The sequence below is a fragment of the Cupriavidus gilardii genome (assembly GCF_008801915.1).
In the GTDB taxonomy this organism is placed as follows: domain Bacteria; phylum Pseudomonadota; class Gammaproteobacteria; order Burkholderiales; family Burkholderiaceae; genus Cupriavidus; species Cupriavidus gilardii.
Window position 1 is genome coordinate 1 of the sequence record NZ_VZOV01000026.1, and the last position, 20,457, is coordinate 20,457.

The 20,457-nt window shown below is 67.7% G+C and carries 17 protein-coding genes; 6 read left to right on the top strand and 11 right to left on the bottom strand.

Features of this window, described 5'->3' with window-relative positions; all coding sequences use genetic code 11:
* The 3 genes from F7Q96_RS22325 to F7Q96_RS22335 form a co-directional block, all read left to right on the top strand.
* On the top strand, positions 1-1,039 hold a 1,039-nt coding region (locus F7Q96_RS22325; protein WP_211923518.1), incomplete at its 5' end, for a flagellar hook-length control protein FliK.
* Positions 1,040-1,165: 126 nt separating this feature from the next.
* The gene (gene alkB / locus F7Q96_RS22330; RefSeq protein WP_053823461.1) at positions 1,166-1,831 is read left to right on the top strand and encodes a DNA oxidative demethylase AlkB; all 666 of its coding nucleotides are present in this window, start codon (positions 1,166-1,168) and stop codon (positions 1,829-1,831) included.
* A gap of 298 nt (positions 1,832-2,129) precedes the next feature.
* Complete coding sequence (locus tag F7Q96_RS22335) at positions 2,130-3,974, top strand: PhoX family protein (RefSeq protein ID WP_151023307.1); 1,845 nt, start codon at positions 2,130-2,132, stop codon at positions 3,972-3,974.
* Positions 3,975-4,098: 124 nt separating this feature from the next.
* Here the strand turns inward: F7Q96_RS22335 and F7Q96_RS22340 are convergent, their stop codons facing one another.
* The 3 genes from F7Q96_RS22340 to F7Q96_RS22350 form a co-directional block, all read right to left on the bottom strand.
* Positions 4,099-6,348 carry an FUSC family protein gene (locus tag F7Q96_RS22340; RefSeq protein WP_151023309.1) on the bottom strand — a complete coding sequence of 750 codons (2,250 nt, stop codon included), beginning with the start codon at positions 6,346-6,348 and terminating at the stop codon, positions 4,099-4,101.
* A gap of 402 nt (positions 6,349-6,750) precedes the next feature.
* Positions 6,751-7,449, bottom strand: coding sequence for an aspartate/glutamate racemase family protein (locus F7Q96_RS22345; protein ID WP_053823460.1), 699 nt, complete (start codon positions 7,447-7,449; stop codon positions 6,751-6,753).
* A 106-nt stretch (positions 7,450-7,555) separates the two neighbouring features.
* Entirely contained in the window at positions 7,556-8,428 is an 873-nt protein-coding gene (locus tag F7Q96_RS22350; RefSeq protein ID WP_053823459.1) for a LysR family transcriptional regulator, read from the bottom strand.
* Positions 8,429-8,567: 139 nt separating this feature from the next.
* Here F7Q96_RS22350 and argH point away from each other — a divergent pair, with 139 nt between their 5' ends.
* Complete coding sequence (argH, locus tag F7Q96_RS22355; RefSeq protein WP_151023311.1) at positions 8,568-10,106, top strand: argininosuccinate lyase; 1,539 nt, start codon at positions 8,568-8,570, stop codon at positions 10,104-10,106.
* Between the two features lie 72 nt (positions 10,107-10,178).
* Here the strand turns inward: argH and F7Q96_RS22360 are convergent, their stop codons facing one another.
* The 4 genes from F7Q96_RS22360 to F7Q96_RS22375 all read right to left on the bottom strand — a co-directional run bounded on the left by F7Q96_RS22360 (position 10,179) and on the right by F7Q96_RS22375 (position 13,643).
* Positions 10,179-10,373 (bottom strand): DUF1059 domain-containing protein, encoded by a 195-nt coding sequence (locus F7Q96_RS22360; RefSeq protein WP_053823457.1) that lies wholly within the window; start codon positions 10,371-10,373, stop codon positions 10,179-10,181.
* Between the two features lie 123 nt (positions 10,374-10,496).
* The gene (gene leuD / locus F7Q96_RS22365) at positions 10,497-11,150 is read right to left on the bottom strand and encodes a 3-isopropylmalate dehydratase small subunit (protein WP_053823456.1); all 654 of its coding nucleotides are present in this window, start codon (positions 11,148-11,150) and stop codon (positions 10,497-10,499) included.
* Positions 11,143-12,573 carry a 3-isopropylmalate dehydratase large subunit gene (leuC, locus tag F7Q96_RS22370; RefSeq protein WP_053823455.1) on the bottom strand — a complete coding sequence of 477 codons (1,431 nt, stop codon included), beginning with the start codon at positions 12,571-12,573 and terminating at the stop codon, positions 11,143-11,145. The genes leuD and leuC overlap by 8 nt, the downstream gene beginning before the upstream one ends.
* Before the next feature lie 95 nt (positions 12,574-12,668).
* Entirely contained in the window at positions 12,669-13,643 is a 975-nt protein-coding gene (locus F7Q96_RS22375) for a tripartite tricarboxylate transporter substrate binding protein (protein WP_053823454.1), read from the bottom strand.
* A gap of 169 nt (positions 13,644-13,812) precedes the next feature.
* Here F7Q96_RS22375 and F7Q96_RS22380 point away from each other — a divergent pair, with 169 nt between their 5' ends.
* On the top strand, positions 13,813-14,739 hold the full coding sequence (locus F7Q96_RS22380; protein WP_053823453.1) for a LysR substrate-binding domain-containing protein: 927 nt from the start codon (positions 13,813-13,815) through the stop codon (positions 14,737-14,739).
* Positions 14,740-14,764: 25 nt separating this feature from the next.
* On the opposite strand, the gene F7Q96_RS22385 is transcribed toward F7Q96_RS22380, so the two are convergent.
* The 3 genes from F7Q96_RS22385 to F7Q96_RS22395 form a co-directional block, all read right to left on the bottom strand.
* Positions 14,765-16,222 (bottom strand): MFS transporter, encoded by a 1,458-nt coding sequence (locus F7Q96_RS22385; RefSeq protein WP_053823452.1) that lies wholly within the window; start codon positions 16,220-16,222, stop codon positions 14,765-14,767.
* Entirely contained in the window at positions 16,222-17,037 is an 816-nt protein-coding gene (locus tag F7Q96_RS22390) for a ParB-like protein (protein WP_053823451.1), read from the bottom strand. Before F7Q96_RS22390 ends, F7Q96_RS22385 begins: the two co-directional genes overlap by 1 nt.
* 192 nt (positions 17,038-17,229) lie before the next feature.
* Positions 17,230-17,976 (bottom strand): Fic family protein, encoded by a 747-nt coding sequence (locus F7Q96_RS22395; protein ID WP_144425922.1) that lies wholly within the window; start codon positions 17,974-17,976, stop codon positions 17,230-17,232.
* Positions 17,977-18,266: 290 nt separating this feature from the next.
* Here F7Q96_RS22395 and F7Q96_RS22400 point away from each other — a divergent pair, with 290 nt between their 5' ends.
* A complete protein-coding gene (locus tag F7Q96_RS22400) occupies positions 18,267-18,872 on the top strand; it encodes a uracil-DNA glycosylase family protein (protein WP_053824539.1) in 606 nt (201 codons plus the stop codon).
* Positions 18,873-18,986: 114 nt separating this feature from the next.
* Here F7Q96_RS22400 and F7Q96_RS22405 read toward each other — a convergent pair whose 3' ends face one another.
* The gene (locus F7Q96_RS22405; protein WP_053823450.1) at positions 18,987-20,435 is read right to left on the bottom strand and encodes an aminotransferase-like domain-containing protein; all 1,449 of its coding nucleotides are present in this window, start codon (positions 20,433-20,435) and stop codon (positions 18,987-18,989) included.
* Positions 20,436-20,457: the final 22 nt, after the last annotated feature.

The following is a 20,457-nucleotide window of genomic DNA, read 5'->3' on the forward strand; positions in this document are numbered from 1 at the left end:
CGCTGCTGCCCCTGCCGGAGCCGCCGGCACGGGCGCGGCGGCCAACCCCGCCGTGCCGGCCGCGCCGACGGCCGCGCTCGCCGGCCAGCTGCCGGCTACGGCAGCCGCCTCCGACGCTGCCCCGTCGCTGGCAGAAGACACGCTGAACACCATCGCGTCGCAACGCGCGGCGCTGGCGGCCACCGCGGGCGCGCCGGAAGCGGCTGCGGCCACGCCGACGGATGCGGAAGCGGACGCCGGCAAGCCAGCCATGTCGTTCGACGCGACTGCCAGGACCGCGTTGAGCGCCGCGCAGCTGCAAGCGTCCTCCGACACCGGTAGCGCGCATGACGGCGCAAGCGGTGGCCGGGACGGCAACACTGGGCAGTTCGCCGCCCCCGCGCAGCAGCCCGCTGCGGCCGCGAGCGGCATGACCGCATCGCCATCGGCGGCGTTGCAGGCCGCGCTGCAGGCCGCATCGGCCGCCGCCAAGGCATCGGGCGAAGACCGCGGTGCGGTGGCCGCACCGATCGAAGGCGCCACGCCGCTCGCGCACGGCACCGCCACCACACTCGGCGCGCAAGCCGGTGCCCAGGGTCCGGTCACGCTGCCGCTCTCCCCGCGTGTCGGCGATCCGCAGTGGCCGCAGGCGCTCGGCCAGCAGATGGTCCGCCTGACCACGCAGGGCACCCACACCGCCGAGCTGCAACTGAACCCGCCCGACCTCGGCCCGCTGAAGATCGTGCTCAATGTGGTCAACGATCAGGCCCAGGCCCAGTTCGTCTCGCCGCACGCCAGCGTGCGCGCGGCGGTCGAGGCCGCCCTGCCCCAACTGCGCCATGCGATGGCCGACAGCGGCATCCAGCTGGGCCAGACCTCGGTCGGCGCCGAGCAGTTCGCCGGCCAGCCGGGACAGGGGCAACAGCAGGCCCCGCAGCACCGCGGACAGGGCTTCGCACAGGGCGTGACGGAGTTCCAGCAGCCTGGCGCTACTCAGGCCGCGACGGCCCCAGCCACGCCGCGCCGCGTGGCGCTGGGTGAGGTCGATACGTTCGCCTGAGCGGACGCATTACGGGCTCTCGGTGTTCTCCCTCTCCCGCAAGCGGGAGAGAGGAGCCAATCCGCTGGTAGCCCTCTCACCGGCGTATCATTCCCCTCCCCATGAATCGATACGCGCGGTACCCCCATGACCTTCGACCTGTTCGACAACCTGCCGGAGCCGGGCAGCCGCGGCGGGGAACATAGCGAAGCGATCGGCCCGGGTGCCGTGGTGCTGCGCGGCTTTGCGCTGTCCCGCGGTTCTGCGCTGCGCGAGGCGATCGAACAGGTTCAAGCCGAGGCCGCCTTCCGTCATCTGGTCACACCCGGCGGCTTTCGGATGTCGGTGGCGATGACCAATTGCGGGACGCTCGGCTGGGTCTCGGACGCAAGCGGTTATCGCTACGACCCCATCGACCCGGACAGCGGCCGGCCCTGGCCCGCGATGCCGGCTGTCTTCACCGAACTCGCACGCGAGGCGGCCGCAGCGGCCGGCTATCCCGGTTTTGCGCCCGATGCCTGCCTGATCAACCGCTACACGCCCGGCACGCGGCTGTCGTTGCACCAGGACCGCGACGAGCGCGATCTGCGCGCGCCGATCGTCTCCGTATCGCTGGGCCTGCCCGCAGTCTTCCTGTTCGGCGGGCCGAAACGCGCCGACCGTCCGGCACGCGTGCGCCTCGCTCACGGCGATATCGCCGTCTGGGGCGGGCCGAGCCGGCTCTTCTATCACGGCATCGCGCCGCTCGCCGATGGCGATCACCCGTTGACCGGGGCGCTTCGCCTGAACCTGACCTTCCGCAAGGCCAGCTGAACCACGCCGCCATGACGGCGCGATGACACATCGATGAAGCCTCGATGAAGTCTCGCCGCGCAGCGGACCCGCCGCGTCTTCCCGTGCACTTGATGTCATTGCATCAGACATCTTTTCATCGCGACGTCACGGACCGCCCCTAGCATCCACCTCGCCGTCAATTTGCACTTGCCGCTGCATTCATCGCATTGGCACGATGCGGCCGCGCAATGTCCACGACATGCCTTGGAAAAAAGGGCTTCGACATGGCCGCGATGCGATGCCCGGCATTCAATCCAACAAAGGGAGGTCCCCCGTCATGTCTTACATCACCGATAAGGCGCGCGAGCCGCGCCGTGCGGCTGAAGGCTACATCACCGTTCCCGGCCAGACGCTCGAAGAGATCGTCGCCGCCAACCCGGCCCGCCGCAAGGTCCTGCGCGGCGGCCTGAGCCTGTCGCTGCTGTCGGTCTTCGGTTCGACCAGCCTGCTGGCGGCCTGCGGTGGCGACGACGATCCCGCACCGGCCCCGGCTCCGGCCCCCGGCCCGACCCCGAACCAGCCGCTGGACTACAGCATCGGCTTCAACCCGGTGGCGGACAAGGTCACCGCCGATACCGTGACGCTGCCCGAGAACTACTCGTACGAGGTCCTGTTCTCCGCAGGCGATCCGGTCGAAATCGGCTCGGTCGGCTATAGCGGCTCGTTCCAGAGCTCGGCGGAAACCGAGCGCCAGGCCGGCGGCAACCACGACGGCATGCACTTCTTCGAGATCCCCGGCGTCGATCCGCAGAAGGGCGGCCTGCTGGCGATCAATCACGAAGCGATGGATTCGGCCATCCTGTTCCCGGGCAGCTACGACGAAGCCACCGCGACGGCCGAGCAGAAGCGCCTGGCGCTGTCGTCGGTCGGCGTGTCGATCATCGAAATCGAATTCGTCGACGGCAAGTGGCGCGTCAAGCGCGACTCGCGCTACAACAAGCGCTATACCGGCAACACGATCTACAAGGTCGGCGGCCCGGCGGCCAGCGCGATCGGCGGCAGCGTCGTCGGCACGCTGAACAACTGCTCGAGCGGCAACACGCCGTGGGGCACGTACCTGACCTGCGAGGAAACGACCGACAACTACCTCGACCAGTCGAACCCGGAAGAGGGCTACGGCTGGGTGGTCGAAATCGACCCGCTGAACCAGCTGGGCGCGCCGACCAAGCGCACCGCGATGGGCCGCTTCGACCACGAGAACACCGCCTTCATGACCGACGCCAACAACCGCGTGGCGTTCTACATGGGCGACGACGGCACCCCGGGCTGCATCTACAAGTTCATCCCGAGCAATGCCTTCGATCCGAACAACCGCGCCGCCAACGCCAACCTGCTCGACCAGGGCACGCTGTACGTGGCCAAGTTCAACGCCGACGGTTCGGGCCAGTGGGTCGAGCTGACGCACGGCAAGAACGGCCTGGTCACCGGTGCCAGCGATCCGGGCAACTACACGCAATCGACCACGCCACCGGCGCCGACCATCGTCGACTTCAACTCGCAGGCCGACGTGCTGATCAAGACCAAGGCGGCTGCCCGCGTTGCCGGCGGCACGCTGATGGACCGTCCGGAGTGGATCACGGTCGCGCTGGACAAGACCGTGTACTGCACGCTGACCAACAACGGCAGCCGCCGCGTCACCGATGCGGCCAACCCGCGCGCCACCAACCCGCACGGCCACATCATCCGCTGGAAGGAACAGGGCGACTCGCCGCTGGCCACCACCTTCACCTGGGAAATCTTCCTGCTGGCCGGCGACCCGTCGCTGGCCGCGGACAACCTGAAGGGCAACATCGTCGGCGACACGTTCTCGAGCCCGGACGGCATCCGCGTCGATCCGAAGGGCCGCCTGTGGGTGCAGACCGATGCCGGCACCGGCAGCAGCACGACCGACATCTTCGGCGCCAACTCGATGCACTACGTCGACCAGCAGACCCGCGAGTGCAAGCGCTTCCTGGTGGGCCCGCACGGCTGCGAGATCACCGGCATCGCCTACACGCCGGACCTGACGACGTTCTTCATCAACATCCAGCACCCGAACGGCGCATGGCCCAGCGCCAGCCTGCCGGCGCGCTCGTCGACCATCGTGGTTCGCCACAAGGACGGCAAGCCGATCGGCGCTTAAGTTTCGGCGTCCGATGCCGGCCCTCGCGCCGGCACTCCCAGAAGCCCGACGGCGACCTGCCGTCGGGCTTTCTTGCTTGTTGTCGCGAAAGCGGTGGGGCGCGCGCAGGCGCAGTCGCTTGCCGTCAACCGGCCGCCGGCAAGCGGCGCCAGCGGCCGCCGCGCGCTGGGGCCAGCGTCGCAATCGCTGCCACGCCGGCATGCGCTTGCGCTGCATGTCGGCGCGCGAGCAGCGCCTGCTCCAGCAGGAAGCGGTCGCGCCATTGCGTCGCGGCTACCTGCGTCGCGGCCTCCTCGGTGCCGTCGACCGGCGTGGCATCTCCCTTCTCGGCGCCCTTCACGGCGACATCGGCCGTTGCGCCCTCGCCCGGCCGCGCGGCCAGCGTCGCGAGCTCGTCCTGCACCTCGGCAAGACGCCGCCGCGTGTCTGCGCTCGCGGGCACCGGTGCTTCGCTGCCGACCGTTTCCGCTCGAATCACGCCCGCCAATGCCGCCATCCTTCGCACGGTCACATGCAGCCGCGCCAACTCCGCAACGATGGCCCTGTCGAGTTCGGTGCCAGCCTGCTCCAGTGCCTGCTCGGCACGTGCCGACGCGCGGCCGGCGGCCACGCGCAGCGCTTCCAGCCGCAACTCGGAATCGTCGAGCGCACCATCGGACATTGCCTGCGCAAAGGCGGCGCGCAGATAGATCGCATGGATCGCGACCGCGTCTCGCGCGCGCCGGCGCGCCCGCGACAGCTCCGCGCGCGGGGCCAGCACCAGGTAGCTGGCCAGCGCGATCAGGCAGCCGAACGCGGTATCGGCGCCGCGCAGCATCGCCACATGGCTGCTGTCGGACGCGGGTTCGCCGATCCACGAAAACAGGATCACCGCAGGCGTCAGCATCAGTGCGAACAGGCCGGGGCTACCGGCAAGGCGGGCCACGTATGCCGCGGACAGCGACACCGCGCTGATCGCCAGCGCGACCGGCGCGGCGGGATGCAGCAGCCCCACCAGGCAGGCCAGCAGCGCGCCGCCCAGCGAGCCGGCGAAGCGCTGCAGCGAGATCCGCCGCGTGGTTTGCAACTGCGGGCTCAGCACCATGATCACCGTCACCGCGACCCAGTAGCCATGATCGAGCCGCCAGACCAGACCCGGCAGCAGACTCAGGCCTCCTGCCAATGCGAGGCGCACCGCGTGGCGCGTCACACGGGCATCGCGGGCACCGAGCTCCGCCAGCGCAGTGCTCCACTCACGCAAGCCGATCCACAGCGAGCGGCGCGGCCAGTGGAACGATGCGCGCCACGCGGCAAAGTCCGGGAAGCGCGCCAGCGAGGCCAGCGCGGCGTGATAAAGCGGCGGTGCGCTGGCATTGGCGACCTGGCCATGCACACGTCTGAGCTGCAGATACATCGATCGCGTCAGCGCGGGCAGATCGGCCGCATGGCGGGACAGGCCCTGCTCGATCTGCTCGCGCAGATCGTCGAGACAGCGGTGCAGATGCCGCAGCGGCAGCAGTTCGTGACCACGCCTGCCGCGCAGATCGGATGCGACGATCAGCAAGGCGAACACCGCCTCGGCCATCGCGATCAGATAGCGGTAATGCAGCAGCGTAGCGGCATCGAACCAGCTGCGCTGCGCGGCGAGCAATTCGCGCGCCTGCTCGATCCGCTCGCGCACCCGCCGCTTGCCGAGATCTGTCTGCCCGTCCTCTGGCGCATTCGCGGCCCGGCCCCCCGGCGGCAATGCGGATTCGGCCAGCGTGCGGGCCAGCGCTTGCAGCGCCGTGAAGATCGCCACCATCTGTGGACGCGGCCGCGTATCGCGTGCCGAGGGCAGCAAGGCCAGCGACACCGCGCAGGCGAAGGCGCCGCCGAGCAGATAGTCGCGGCCCATCTGCAGCGCCCACGCCGCGGCGTTGCCGACATCGGCATTGGCATCGGCCACCGGTTGCAGGCAGGCGGCGATCAGCACCACATACAGCAGCTTGGCCGATAGCGCGGCCGCGGTCCCGCGCAGTTCCACCATGCCGGCCGCCAGACCGGCGAACAGCACCACGGCCACCGCCACGATCGGACTGCCGGCCATCGCACCGCCCAGCGCGCTCGCGAATGCCCCGCCCAGGCCTACCGCGGCAAGCGGAGGCAGGCGATCGCGCGCGGTACCGCCGGGATCGGCGAGGCACGTCCAGATCGAGGCGGTCGCCGACCACAGCAGGCCCTGGTCCGACCCGAGCCAGCCCATCGTCGCCAGCGCGAGGAACGAGGCGCCATAGATCGCGCCGCGCCGGCATCGGGCGGCATTGCGTGCTTCGGCAACGGTCGCGCGAATATTGGCCGAGACCGCGGCGACCAAGATGGCAAGGAGACGATTCAGGGAGGAGACGGCGCGCATCGGGCTGGGACAAGCAATGTTCCAGCCACTCTATGGGATTCGATGTTGCGACGCAATAACACGGCGCTGCGGACCGTCTTTTCGCCGCTCTGGTGCGGGCTCGCCGCGGGGTGGTGCGAACGATTCGCCGGTGTGGTGCAGCGTGAAGGCTGGAAGCCGCCATTGTCGCGGCGCTTCCTTCGATATGCCGAAATCGCCGAGAAAACTGCCTATGCCGGCGTGCCGCGCTACGTTCGGTAGGGGCGAAAAAAAACCGCGCGAAGTTTCGCGCGGCGGGAATCCACCGAGGTGGTGGAGGAGACAGACTCGACTATATACCATCTGCTGCGACGCAACAAGTTTGCTGCGATTACCCGACGCGGCGGTGCGTGATTTGTGGCATGTGCGCCACAGCAACGAGCTTCACCGGTCCGGCTGCACGGCCCGCCGCAGGGCCGCGCGGGCCAGCAACCGCGTCGAGTCGAGCGTCGGCAGCGGCGAATTGGCGTCGCTGATGATCAGCGGAATCTCGGTGCAGCCAAGCACCACCGCATCGCAGCCCCGCGCCCTCAGATCGGCGATCACACTCTGGAAGTACCCGACGGTCTCGGTCCGGAAGATGCCGCGTACCAGCTCGTCCATGATCAGCCGGCCGATTTCCGCGCGCTGCTGCAGATCCGGACGCACCGCCTCGATGCCGCGTGCGGCCAGCTTTTCAGGATAGACCTCGCTGTCGACGAGCCAGCGGGTACCCGTCACGCCGACCTTGCGATAGCCCCGCTGTACCGCTTCGTCGGCGACGACCTCGGCGATATGCAGCCAGGGCAGCGGGGAACAGGCCACGACATGGTCGAACGCCTGATGGATCGTGTTGTCCGGACAGATCAGAAACTCGGCCCCGGCGCGTGCCAGCTTGTTGGCGGACTGGAGCATCAGCTCGCCCACACCGCGCAGGTCGCCGCGATCCAGGCAGGCGACATAGTCGGCGAGCGAAGCCGTATGCATCGAGATCTCGGGATGCCCGTGCGGCCCAAGAATCTGCGCGCCTTCGGCGCAAATGGTCCGGTAGCACAGCGCAGCGCCCTCGGCGGAGCAGCCGACGATGCCGATGTGTTTTGGCATGGTGTGGATTTTCCTTGAAGTCGTTGGATAGCGGTCGGATAGCGGTCGGGCCGCCGTCGGATTGCCGTGGGCCATTGTAGCCACGGTGAGGTCTTGCCGATGACGCTCAGCCGATCGCCCGCCGCAGGCACTCGAGAAACGCCCCCGCCAGCGCCGGCTCCGGATGCTGCCGCGCGCGCAACACAAAGCTGTTGAACGCGATCGCCGGCTCGAACGGCAACGCCTTGACGCCGGCAATCCGCAGGCTGCGGATCACCAGTGGATTCACCACGCTGACGCCCAGGCCCATGCTGACCATCGTGCAGATCGTCGCCGCATACGGCGTCTCGAGCGTCAGCTTGCGGCGATCGGGCACGAAGGCGGCGTCGATGGCCGCGCGCGTGCCGTCGCCGTGCGTCAGCGAGATGAAGGTCTCGCCATCGAGATCGCCCGCGGCGACGCGTCGCTTGCGCGCGAGACGGTGATCGGCCGGCACGACGCAGACGCCCTGCACCTCGCGCAGCGAGCTGGCCTCCACGCCAGGCGTATCGGCCACGTACGAGACCAGCCCGAAGTCGCAGAACTGGGTCGCGGTCCATTTCGCGACGGTCGGCGAGTCGCTGGTATGGACCGAGATCGGCACGTCGGGATGCCGCTTGCGGAATTCGCGGATGGCGGGCGACATCACGCTCATTGCGATCGACGGCACCGCGCCGATGCGCAGCGTGCCGGTGCCCAGCTGCCGGATCGCGCGGGCGGAATCGCGCAAGGTGTCCAGGCCGACGAAGGCGCGTTCGACATCACGAAACAGGGCCTCCCCCTCGGCGGTCGGCACCAGGCGTCCCGCGATGCGCTCGAACAACCGGAAGCCCGCCTCACGTTCCAGCTGGGCGATCACGCGGCTGACGTTCGGCTGGGACGTATGCAGCTGCTCGGCGGCGATGGTCATCGAACGCGACAGCATCACCGTGCGGAAGGTCTCGATCTGCTTGAAGTTCATCGTGTGGTCGGCGAAGAAAGCGCGCGACGATGGTATATCAAAACCGTATGCATTGTCCCGATATTGTGATTTGACGATATGCGGCGCGCATTTCCATACTGGCCCGAACACAACATCCCTCACCGAGACATCGCGCCATATGGACACGACAGCAACCGACGCCACCGGCAACGCCCCCTCGAAAGTCAGCCGCCGCCTGCAGCAGGCGACCGCTCCGGAAGTCTGCGAACTGATCTACCTGCCGCGGCTGAACCGCGACTTCGGCAGCGGCTTCCGCTACCTGACCGACATCAACCGGGCGCATCTGCTGATGCTGCATGCCGCCGGTCTGGTGCCGGCTCCGACGGCGTCGAGAATTGCACGGGCGCTGGAGGAGATGGAACACGCGGGCGCCGACGCGGTACCGCTCGACCCGGCGCGCGAGGACGCCTACTTCAACTACGAGGCACAGCTGATGCAGACCGCGGGTGCCGACGCCGGCGGGCGCCTGCATGTCGCACGCAGCCGCAACGACATCCTGGCCACGCTCGACCGGCTGCGCGCGCGCGATGCGGGGCTGGCGCTGCTGCAGGCGATCCAGGACCTGCGCACGACCACGTTGGCCATGGCGCAGCAGCACGTCGACACCGTGATGCCCGGCTACACGCATCTGCAGGCGGCGCAGCCGATCACCTACGGTTACTACCTGGTGGGCCTGGCCGATGCGTTTTCCCGCGATGCCGAACGGCTGCTGCGCGCGCTCGATGCGCTGGACGCCTGCCCCCTCGGTGCCGGTGCGTTGCCGGGTACCGCCTTTCCGATCCAGCGCGAGGAAACCGCACGGCTGCTCGGCTTCTCGCGCTGCGTCGCCAACGGGCTCGATGCGGTGGCATCGCGCGATTTCGCCTGGGAAATGATGTCGGCAATGACGATCGCGGCGGTCGGCTGGAGCCGCGTGGCCCAGGACTACTTCGTCTGGTGCACGCCGGAGTTCGGACTGATCGATTTCCCCGACAGCGTGGCCGGCACGTCGAGCATCATGCCGCAGAAGAAGAACCCGGTCGTGCTCGAATACCTGAAGGGCAAGGGGGCCCATCTGACCGGCCTGCTGACCGCCGCGCTGTCGACCGTCAAGGGCACCAACTTCTCGCATACCGGCGACGGCAACCGCGAGAGCATGCGCGGCTTCTGGGAATGCGCCGACGAATGCGTGCGCAGCGCCAGACTGCTGACGCTGGTGATCGGTTCGGCCACGCCGCTGCGCGAGAACATGCTGCTGCGCGCACGCCGCGATTTCTCCGCGGCCACCGATCTTGCCGATGCGCTGGTGCGCGAGGCCGATCTGTCGTTCCGGGAGGCCCACCATATCGTCGGGGCCGTGGTACGCCAGGCACTGGACGCGCGGCTTCCCGCCGACCGCATCACCAGCGAGATGGTCGATATCGCCGCGCGCGAGCAGATCGGCCGCGCGATCGGTCTGAGCGACGAGGCGGTGCGGCGCTGCCTGGACCCGGTGCAGGGCGTCAGCGCCCGCATGGCGTCCGGCGGGCCGTCGCCCGCGCTGGTGCGTACGCGGCTCGTCGCGATGCAGACGGAGCTGGACGCGGCCGCTGCGGATCTTGCCGCCCGGCGCGCCGCCGTCGCGAGCGCGCGGGAGACACTGAAGCGCGAAAACGCCGCGCTCGCCGCCGCCCTGTAAAAACGACACCGCCGGCCCTGGGGCCGGCGGAATGTCATGGCGGTGCTGCCCTCAGCGGGCATCGTCCCGGCATCACTGAGGCGGCGAGCCCTCCTTGAAGGCCGCCTTGATCTGCTCGCGCAATTGCGGCGAATCCTGATGCTGGTGGACCGTCACCGCATGCTGCACCGCGGCCTCGAGCAATTCGTCCTCGCTGTCGGCGCTGATCGCCACGGTGCACCTGGTGTCGCTGGGAATTTCCCGGCAATCGATATATTTGCGTCCCATTGCTGCCTCCTGACGCTGCCTGCATGAAATGGCGGAACGAGTTCCGCGCTGGCACCGCCGGCGCGACACCGGTCAAGGCCGGCGGGCTGCATTGAGTATAGGCAGGCGGCAGGCAATCGATGCTTACCCGGCGGCGCTGCCGCCAAGCCGGCGGCGCGTCGCGGCGGCGATGTGTCGCGTCCATGGCTCGGCGGCCCAGCGACGCTCGGCGAACGCCTCGATTTGCTGCCGATACGCCAGCGACAACCCGATGATGTCGAGCCCTTGCAGGAACATCTCGCGATGGCGGGCCGACAGCGCAAAGCCGGCATCGAATCCGTCGGCCCTGACACGCATCGATTCGATATCGATGCCGACCGGGCCACCGTCGGAGCGCTCGACGATTTCCATCAGCGCGGCGATCTGCTCCGGCGGCAGCATCACCAGCAGCAGCCGGTTGTTCATCGCGTTCGAATAGAAGATCTCGCCGAAGCTCGGCGCGATGACCGCGCGGATGCCGTATTGCCGCAAACCCCAGACCGCATGCTCACGGCTCGAGCCGCATCCGAAGTTCGAGCCGCCGATCAGCATGCAGGTGCCGGCGTATTCCGGGCGGTTCAGCACGAACTGCGTACGCGGCATCCCCTGCGCATCGAAGCGCAGGTCGTACAGCAGGCCCTGCGCGAGGCCGGATTTGTCGATGCCGCGCAGGAACTGCTTCGGCATGATCTGATCGGTGTCCAGGTTCTCGATGCGGATCGCCGCGGCCTTGCCCTCGATGCGAAGCGGTTCAGTCATGGTGGTGCTCCAGTGCGCGTACGTCGGTGATCCGGCCGGTCACGGCGGCGGCGGCGGCCATCGCCGGACTCATCAGATGCGTGATCGCCCCCCTGCCCTGCCGGCCTTCGAAATTGCGGTTGGTGGTCGACGCGCAGCGCACGCCGGCCTCCAGCACATCGTCGTTCATCGCCAGGCACATCGAACAGCCAGGCTGCCGCCATTCGAAGCCCGCCTCCGTCAGCAGCGCGGCGATGCCCTCGGCCTCGGCCTGCGCCTTGACCGCACCTGAGCCGGGCACCACCATCGCGCGCACACCGTCCGCCACGCGGCGGCCGCGCACTACCTGCGCCACCGCACGCAGATCCTCGATCCGGGCATTGGTGCAGGAGCCGATGAACACGTGCTGGATCGGCGTACCGGCGATCGGTGCGCGCGGTTCCAGGCGCGTATAGGCCAGGGCCTGTTCGGTGCTGCGGCGTGCGGGACCTTCGGGCTGCTCGATGGGATCGGGAATGCGCCCGCCCACCGGCACGACCTGATCCGGGCTGGTACCCCAGGTGACATGCGGCGCCACGTCGCTGGCATCGAAGCGGTGCTCGACGTCGAAGGCCGCGTCGGCATCGCTGCGCAGCGCCCGCCAGGCGGCAAGCGCCCGAGGCCGCAAACCGTCGTCGATATCGGGCGCGCGTTGCAGCACGTAATCGATGGCCGTCGCATCTGGCGCGATCAGCGCGCCGCGTGCTCCGGCCTCGACCGCCATATTGCACAGCGTGAAGCGCGCCTCGACACTGAGCGCTTCGATCGCGCTGCCGCAGAACTCCACCACATATCCGCGTGCGCCCTGCGCACCGATCCGGCCGATGATCATCAGCACCAGGTCCTTGGCCGTGGTGCCCGGCGGCAGCGTGCCGTCGACGCGAATCCGCATGTCCTTCGCCAGCCGATAGACCAGCGTCTGCGTGGCCAGCACGTGCTCGACCTCCGAGGTGCCGATGCCGAAGCCCAGCGCACCCAGCGCGCCATAGGTGGTGGTATGGCTGTCACCGCAGATCACGACCATCCCCGGCCGGATCATGCCGTGCTCGGGCGCGACCACGTGCTCGATGCCCTGCAGCCGGTCGTTGGTATCGAACAGCGCAATTCCATGCCGATCGCAATTGGCCTTCAGATTGCTCGCCTGCAGTGCCGACGCGGGATCGGCAATCACGCGGATCGCGCCCGGCTGGCTCGCCGGATGCGTGGGGATGATATGGCTGACCACGGCGACGTTCTGCCCAGGCATCAGCACCGGCCGGCCCTGCTCGTGCAGGCCGGCGAAGGCCTGCGGGCTGGTGTACTCGTTCATCAGATGCAGATCGCAGAACAGCAGGACGTTGTCGTCGTCGAGCCTGGCGACCGTATGCGAATCGACCAGCTTGCGATATAGCGTGCGGGGGGTCATGCGAGGTTCCGAATGAGGCGATATGTCATGCCGCGATACTCAGCGGCCTCTGGCACGAATATGCGCCCGGCGATGTGCCGGGCAACGTGCGCGGCTTATTCCGCCGAGATGCCGCGCTCCTTGATCAGCTTGGCCCACAGCGGCATTTCCTTGGCGAGGCGGGCGCGGGCCTGGTCCGGCGTGGTCGGCATCGGATCGAATCCCTCGCGCACCATGCGGGCCTTCAGCGCCGGCGCGTTCAACGCGGTATTGAGCGCGGCGTTCAGCCTGGCGATCACCGGTTGCGGCGTGCCGGCCGGCGCGAACACCATGAACCAGGTTTCGAACGCATAGCCCGGCAGTCCGGCCTCGGCGATGGTCGGCACATCCGGCATCAGTGCCGAGCGCTTCGGGCCCGTCACGCCGATCGCGCGCAGCTTGCCGGCCTGCACCTGCTGCTGCGCGGCCGACAGCACCGGGAAGCTCATGTTGACCTGCCCGGCGATGGTGTCCATCAGCGCCGGACCGCCGCCGCGGTACGGGATGTGTTCGATCGGTACGTTTGCCACGCTCTTGAACAGCTCCGCCGCCATATGGAAGGTGCTGCCCGGGCCCGCCGATCCATAGGTGTACTTGCCGGGCTCGGCCTTCAGCATCGCCAGCAGCCCCTTCAAATCCTTGGCCGGCAACTGGTTGTTGACCACCAGCACGTGCTGGGAACTCGCCACCATGCCGATCGGCGCCAGGTCCTTCTGCGTGTCGTACGGCATCCTGGCGAACAGCGAGGGATTGATCGCCAGCGACACCGTCTGCAGGCCAATCGTGTAGCCGTCGCCGGCCGCCTTGGCCACCGCATCGACGCCGATATTGCCGCCGGCGCCGCCCTTGTTCTCGATCACGATGGTGCCGCCAAGCGCCTTGGCCCATTCGTCGGCGACCAGCCGCGCCGCGATATCGGCGCTGCCGCCCGGGGCGTACGGCACCACCAGCTTGATCGGCCGCTCGGGATAGTTCTGCGCATACGCGCCCGCGGCGCCCACCGTGCTACCGAAAGCCAGCGTCAGGCCGGCGCAAAGGAATTGCAGTTTCATCGTTGTCTCCATCCACCCGTGGGTTGGTCGTTATTGGTTTGGTCATTGGTCTTGTTGTGCGAGGCATCGTATCATTGATGCAAACCAGCATAATTTCCGCGCGGATCATGCTTGATTAACTAGAAGTCATGAATCGGCATTTCCGCTCGCCGCAACAAACAGACCCTCCATGGACGGCTTCTCCGACCTTGCCTTCTTCGCCACCGTCAACAAGCACGGCAGCCTGGCCGCCGCCGCGCAGCAACTGGGCGTCACGCCCCCCGCGGTCAGCAAGCGCCTGGCCGCGCTCGAACGGCGCCTCGGTGTGCGCCTGCTGCAACGGACCACCCGGCGGCTCAGCCTGACGCCAGAGGGCGAGACCTATCTGGTCGAAGGCGCGCGCGTGCTCGCCGAACTGGAGGCGCTGGAACGTACCGTGGCGGGCAGCGGCGCGACGCCGCACGGTCTGCTGCGGATCAGCGCGACGCTGGGCTTCGGCCGGCGGTATATCGCGCCGGCGCTGTCGGCGTTCGCGCGGCTGCATCCGCGCGTCGAGGTGCAGCTGCATCTGAGCGACCGCCCCGTCAATCTGGTCGAGCAGGGCTTCGATGCGTCGATCCGTTTTGGCGAATTGCCGGATGCGCGGCTGACCGCCCGGCTGCTGGCCAACAATCGCCGCCTGCTGTGCGCGACCCCGGCGTATCTGAAGACCGCAGGCACACCAGCCACGCCGCAGGACCTGACGCGACATCAATGCATCTTCATCCGGGAGAGCGACGAAACCTTCGGCACCTGGCATCTGCGCAGCGGCGCGCGGCAGGAGACCGTCAAGGTGCGCGGCCCGCTCAGTACCAATGACGGCGAATCGGCGCTGGGTTGGGCGCGCGAGGGACATGGCATCCTGGTCCGCTCGGAATGGGATGTGGCGCCGCTACTGCGCAGCGGCGAGCTGCAGCCTGTGCTGAAGGAATGGAATCTGCCGAACGCCGATATCTATATCGTGTTTCCCACGCGCAGCCACCTGTCGGCGAAGACGCGCGCGCTGGTCGATTTCCTGCTGCAGCGCTTTGCCGCGCATCGGCGTGTGGACAGCGGCGCGCCGCACAACGGCTGGTGATAATGGCGTCCGCGCGCCAAGGCCGTCAGTCGCGGTACGGCCGCAGCGGCGCGGCCACGGCCTCCAGCGGCTTGCGTTCGGCATCGACCGCGTATCGCCACGCCAGCAGCCCCGCGACGATGACCAGCGCGGCGCCGATCGCATAGCCGATCGCCACCGCTTCGCGGCTGCCGGTGTCGACCAGCATGCCGAACAGCGCCGGTGCGGCGAAGCCGCCGGCACCGGTACCGATCGCGAAGAAGATCGAAATGGCCAGTGCGCGGATTTCGAGCGGAAAGACCTCGCTGACGGTCAGATACGCCGAGCTTGCCGCGGCCGACGCGAGGAAGAACACCGCCGACCAGCACAGCGCCAATCCGCGCGCATCGACCCAGCCCTGCACGAATGCCCAGCCGGTCAACGCCAGTCCCACCCCGGACAGGCAGTAGGTCAGGCCGATCATCCTGCGCCGGCCCACCTGATCGAACAGCGGCCCGAGAATCAATGGGCCGAGCACGTTGCCCAGCGCGAACGGGAACAGATAGAGCGCCACGCGGCCATCGGGCACGGCGTAGAAGCGCGTCAGCACCAGCGCGTAGGTGAAGAAGATCGCGTTGTAGAAGAAGGCCTGCGAGATCATCAGCGCCAGCGCGACCACCGTGCGTCGGCGATAGCGATGCAGCATCACGTCGGCGACCTCTCGCCACGGCGTCGCCTGTCCCGCGGTGCGCGGCATGTTTCGCAGCACGGTGTCGTCGCGAGCGGTGTGCGCGGAATGGCCGTAGACCTCGGCCTCGATCCGCTCGACGATGCGCAGCGCTTCTTCCGGCCGGCCATGCGTCAGCAGCCAGCGCGGGCTCTCCGGCACATCGCGACGCACCAGCAGGATCGCGATGGCGAGGATCGCGCCGAGCGCGAAACCCGCGCGCCAGCCCAGCTCGGGGCCGAGCACGCGCGGGTCCAGCAGCACCAGACTCAGGCCCGCGCCGAGCGCCGCACCGAGCCAGAAGCTGCCATTGATCGCCAGGCTGACGCGGCCGCGCACGCGCGCCGGCACCAATTCGTCGATCGCCGAATTGATCGCCGCGTATTCGCCGCCGATGCCCAGGCCCGTGACGAAGCGGCATAGCGCGAAGACCGCGAAATTCGGCGAGAACGCAGTCGCCAGTGTCGCGCCCATATAGACCGCCAGCGTCAGCAGGAACAGCCGCTTGCGGCCGAGCCGATCGGTCAGGCGGCCGAAGATCAGCGCACCGAGCACCGCGCCGGCGATATAGATCGAGCCCGACCAGCCGAATTGCGAAGCCGACAGCCCCAAGGTATCGGGCCGCTGCAGCACGCCACCCAGCGAGCCGACCAGCGTGACCTCCAGCCCATCGAGCACCCATGCCACGCCGAGCGCGATCACCACGCGCCAGTGCCAGCGGGACCAAGGCAGACCGTCGAGCCGCTCAGGCAAGGCGGCCGCCGGCGCGATCGTGCTCGCCTGCGCAGTTGCGGTCATCACGCCTTACCGGCCGACTTGCCGGCCTTGCCGGATTTCGCGGCCTTGCGCATGGAACTGATCTTCGCCTTGCCGCCCGCCTTGCCGTCCGCCCTGTCATCGAGATGGCCCGGCAACCCGCGCGCCTTGCTGCTGCGCGCCAGCTTGACCGCATGCGCGAGCGCCAGTGCAAATCCCGGCACGGTGTCGAGACGCCCGTCGATATGGCGGCGGAAGAAGTCCGCCCAGCGGAAATCGGGATAGGCCTGCTTGACCTTGTCGTAGCCGCCGGCCAGCTGCGCGAAGGCCTCCAGACTGCGGTACGGATCGTCACGCATCTCGGCGAGCGAATGCGGCAGGGCCGCGAGGCCCTGCCGCTCGCCGTATTGATCGTACGGGTGGACCAGATGCCGCGCCTCCATCTCGAGCCAGAAGCGGTCGGGCGGCAGCGCGCTCCAGTTGTGCTTGATCACCGCCGGCACGCTCTCGATGCCGAGTTCGTACCAGGCGCGCGCCCAGTGGTGGTGGTCGATGACATAGAACGCCGGGCCCGGGCCGATCACGACATGGATGCGATGCCGCTCCATCAGCTCGATCTGCTTGCGGCCCTGATGGCGCAGGGTCACGTCCATCTTGCTCTGTACGTGATACAGGCCGACCGTCATCTGCGTCGGCCGCAATTGCCTGACAGGCAGCGTGACACGGGCGCCCTTGCGCCAGGTTTCGCCGGTGAGCGCTTCAGCGGGCGGCGCCGATATGGCACCGCCCGCCGCTGACTTGTCGTCGGCCGGATCCAGAGCTTCGCGCAACCGGGCGGGCTCGCCGCTGCGTTTCATTGCCTTGCCTCCCTTGCGACCGTCTTGCCGTGGCTTCATGCGCGCCTTTGGTGGTTCGCTGATGACCCGGGCGGGGCAAGAAGCATGCCGTGGCTGGAAGCGTTTTACGCCGCCAACCCTTTGAGGGAATGGCGCGACGCGTTTGTAAAAGCTGCAATATCCGGTTGCCGGAACTGCCGACGGCGCGTTATTTCACTTCCACACCTGGACCCATTTCTCGAACTCGCTCGGACGCAGGCGGAACCGCGCAATGCTGCCGAGATGCAGCGTCATCAATTGCGTTTCGACGACCTCGACAAAACGGGAGCGATCCTGTTCCGCGAGCTGCTCGGCACGGCTTCGGATAAAGGACACGGCCTGGACCTTGTTCATTGCCATGCGTACCACCTCGGCCACGGTCTCGCCAATCTGGATTCGATATCGCATGCGGAAAGGGTCCGGCTCCCCGACCGACTGCCGGACAGCGGAATAGCGCGCGCACGAGCGCTGGTAGGCCCATGCAAATACGTCGCGCAGCAATTCGACGCGATTCAATTCATGGACGGCCAGCATGGCGCTGATATAGGCCTGCTGCGGGACATCGACGAAAGAAAGCGGACAGAGGTTGTGCTTGATCAGCGGAATATTCGCGGCCAACCGCGAGACGCGTTTATTGACGTCCTCGAACGGCTGCAGATAGGGCAAATGGACCATCGCAAAAAATGCCTGCTCGCGCGGTTGTAACGCGCCGCAGCGCGCCGGCCCAACGGCTGGAGGACATGGGCCTGAATCGATTCGGCCTCGGCCGTCAAGGGCACGCGGATCTCGCCGCGCCCCGTCAGTCCGAGTCCCAGTTTGACGTTGCCCGCCGTGGTGACCATCGTCGCCGCGCGATACCGAGTCGCGCGCCTGGCACGCTCGCAGCGCAGGTATCCTTGCGCAATCAGGTCGTTCGGCCATCGCTGAACAGTGCGGCGTGTGGCCGCTCCATGCAGGCCGGCATCGATCTGCTCGATTCCGACGCCTTCCGGGTGGTGTGATACAAGGTCAAGCAAGACCTCGTATTGCTTGTTGGGGTGTGTTTCTGGCATCACTTCAACGTTCGCCTGATGTCGCGATTTCTAGAATTGCGACATCATCAGCGTCAGCAATGTCGCGAAAACCGATTATCACGACATCATCGATGTCGCGTAACAGCGCCTCTGCAGAACGTGGCCATGCGCAAGAGCGGTCCCGCAGCACGATCCGACATGAAGCCGCAACGTATCCTCCCTCTCGACACACTGCTTTCCGAAGTCCGCGCCTGCCGAGCCTGCGAACCGGACCTGCCGCTTGGTGCCCGCCCGGTCCTCCAGGCCTCACCGCAATCCCGCATCCTGATCGTCGGCCAAGCCCCCGGGATCAAGGTCCACGAAACCGGCATCCCGTGGAACGACGCCAGCGGCAAGCGGCTGCGCGAATGGCTCGGAGTCGATGCCGAGACGTTCTACGACCCGACCCGATTCGCCATCGTGCCGATGGGCTTCTGCTATCCCGGCCGCGCCGCAAGCGGCGACAAGCCGCCCCGGCCGGAATGCGCGCCGTTGTGGATGGACCGGATTCTGGCCAGCCTGAAGCACATCGAACTGACACTGCTGGTCGGCTTGCACGCGCAGCGGTATTTCCTCGGCGCGGCGAACAAGGCGTCGCTGACCGAGACCGTCAGGGCGTGGGCGGAATATGGGCCGGATGTCGTGCCGTTACCGCACCCGTCGCCGCGCAACGTCGCCTGGTTTCAGCGCAATGGCTGGTTCGGCGAGGCAGTATTGCCGGCGTTGAAGGCACAGGTCGCTCGGGTGCTGGCCGGGGCTCGATAACGCGGGCTTCACCCCAAGTTCCGCAAGACAGATCGGGGCAATGGAATTTCCCGATCGGGAAATTTTCAGGTTTTCAGGCTCTCGCTTCGTTGGATTTTTCCCGATCGGGAAAAATCACCCTTCCGTCCCTCCGCGCGCCACCTTGCTCCGGCTCCCCGCCCCCAACACCCTGCGCAACGCCGCCTCGAACCTTGGATCCAGTACGGCGCCCACGTTGAACCGTGCCCATTGCGATCGCGCTTCGGGATCGACCCGGAACACGCGGCCCGGGGCGATCATGATCTTTTGTGCCAACAGGACTTCGGCGAGTGCAAGGGAGTCCGGTACCTGTGGAAATGCTGCCCACAGGTACAGGCTCTGCGGTGGCCGCACCCATACGTCGGCGCCGAGACGATCGAACAGGATCAATGCCCGCTCGGTGGCATCCGCGAGTCGCGCACGCAGTTTGGCGAGATAGCGCTGGTAGTGGCCTTCGCTGAGGATCACGTCGACGGTGCGCTCGCAGTACTCCGAGCTGCTGACATGGATCAGCGCTTTCAGGTCGGCCAGGTCGCTGGCGAGGGCATCGTTGCAGGCGATATAGCCGACCCGCAGCGCGGCCGAGAAGGACTTCGAGAAGCTGCCGATATAGATCGTCCGCTGCAGCTGGTCCAGTGCGGACAATCTCGGCAGCGTGGTCGGCTTGAAGTCCGCCAGCGCATCGTTCTCGACCACCAGCAAATTGAAGCGCTCGGCCAGTTGCAGCAGGCGATAGGCTTTGGCCGCGGAAAGGTCCGAGCCAGTGGGGTTGTGGCCGACCGATTGCGTGAAGAACAGCCGCGGCCGCTCGCGGGTCAGGATCTGTTCGAGCGCCTCGATATCTGGCCCATCCGCGAGCCGCGGCACGCCGACGATGCGGGCACCGGCGAGCTTGAGCTTGCCGAACAGCGGGTAGTAGCCCGGATCGTCGACCAGCACCGTGCCGCCGGCCGGCACGAAATAGCGGATCACCAGGTCCAGCGCCTCGTTGGCGCCGTGCGTGAGCACGATCTGCCTGGCCTGCGCGCCGATGCCGACATCGCCCAGCTTGCGCACCAGATGGTCGCGCAGCGGCCCGAAGCCGAAGCGGTTGCCATAACGGAACAGCGCGCCCAGGCCGGTGCGCACGACCTTGTGGTGATAGCGGTCCAGCCGCGCCTCGGCCAGCCAGGACACCGGCGGAAAACCGTCCCCGACCGCCAGCACGTCGGGCCGGCTCTTCAACTGCTCGCGCATCAGCCAGACGATGTCCATCGCGCGGCCAAGCGTGCCGGCATCCTCCTCCGGCGCCGGCCTGGGTGCCACCTCGCGCACGAAGAAGCCGGAACCACGCCGCGGCTCGACCAGCCCGCGCGCGACCAGCAGCTCGAAGGCGGCGACGATGGTGTTCTTGCTGTAGCCATGCAACTGCGCCAGTTCGCGCAGCGACGGCAGACGATCGCCGGTGCGATACGCGCCTTCGGCGATCTGGCGGGCAATCGAGTCGGCCAGCGTGGCGGCAAGCGACGGGGATCTGCGGGCGGTGCCGGGAGCGGTCTTGGTCATGGAAGGGGCGGAAAAATCAGGC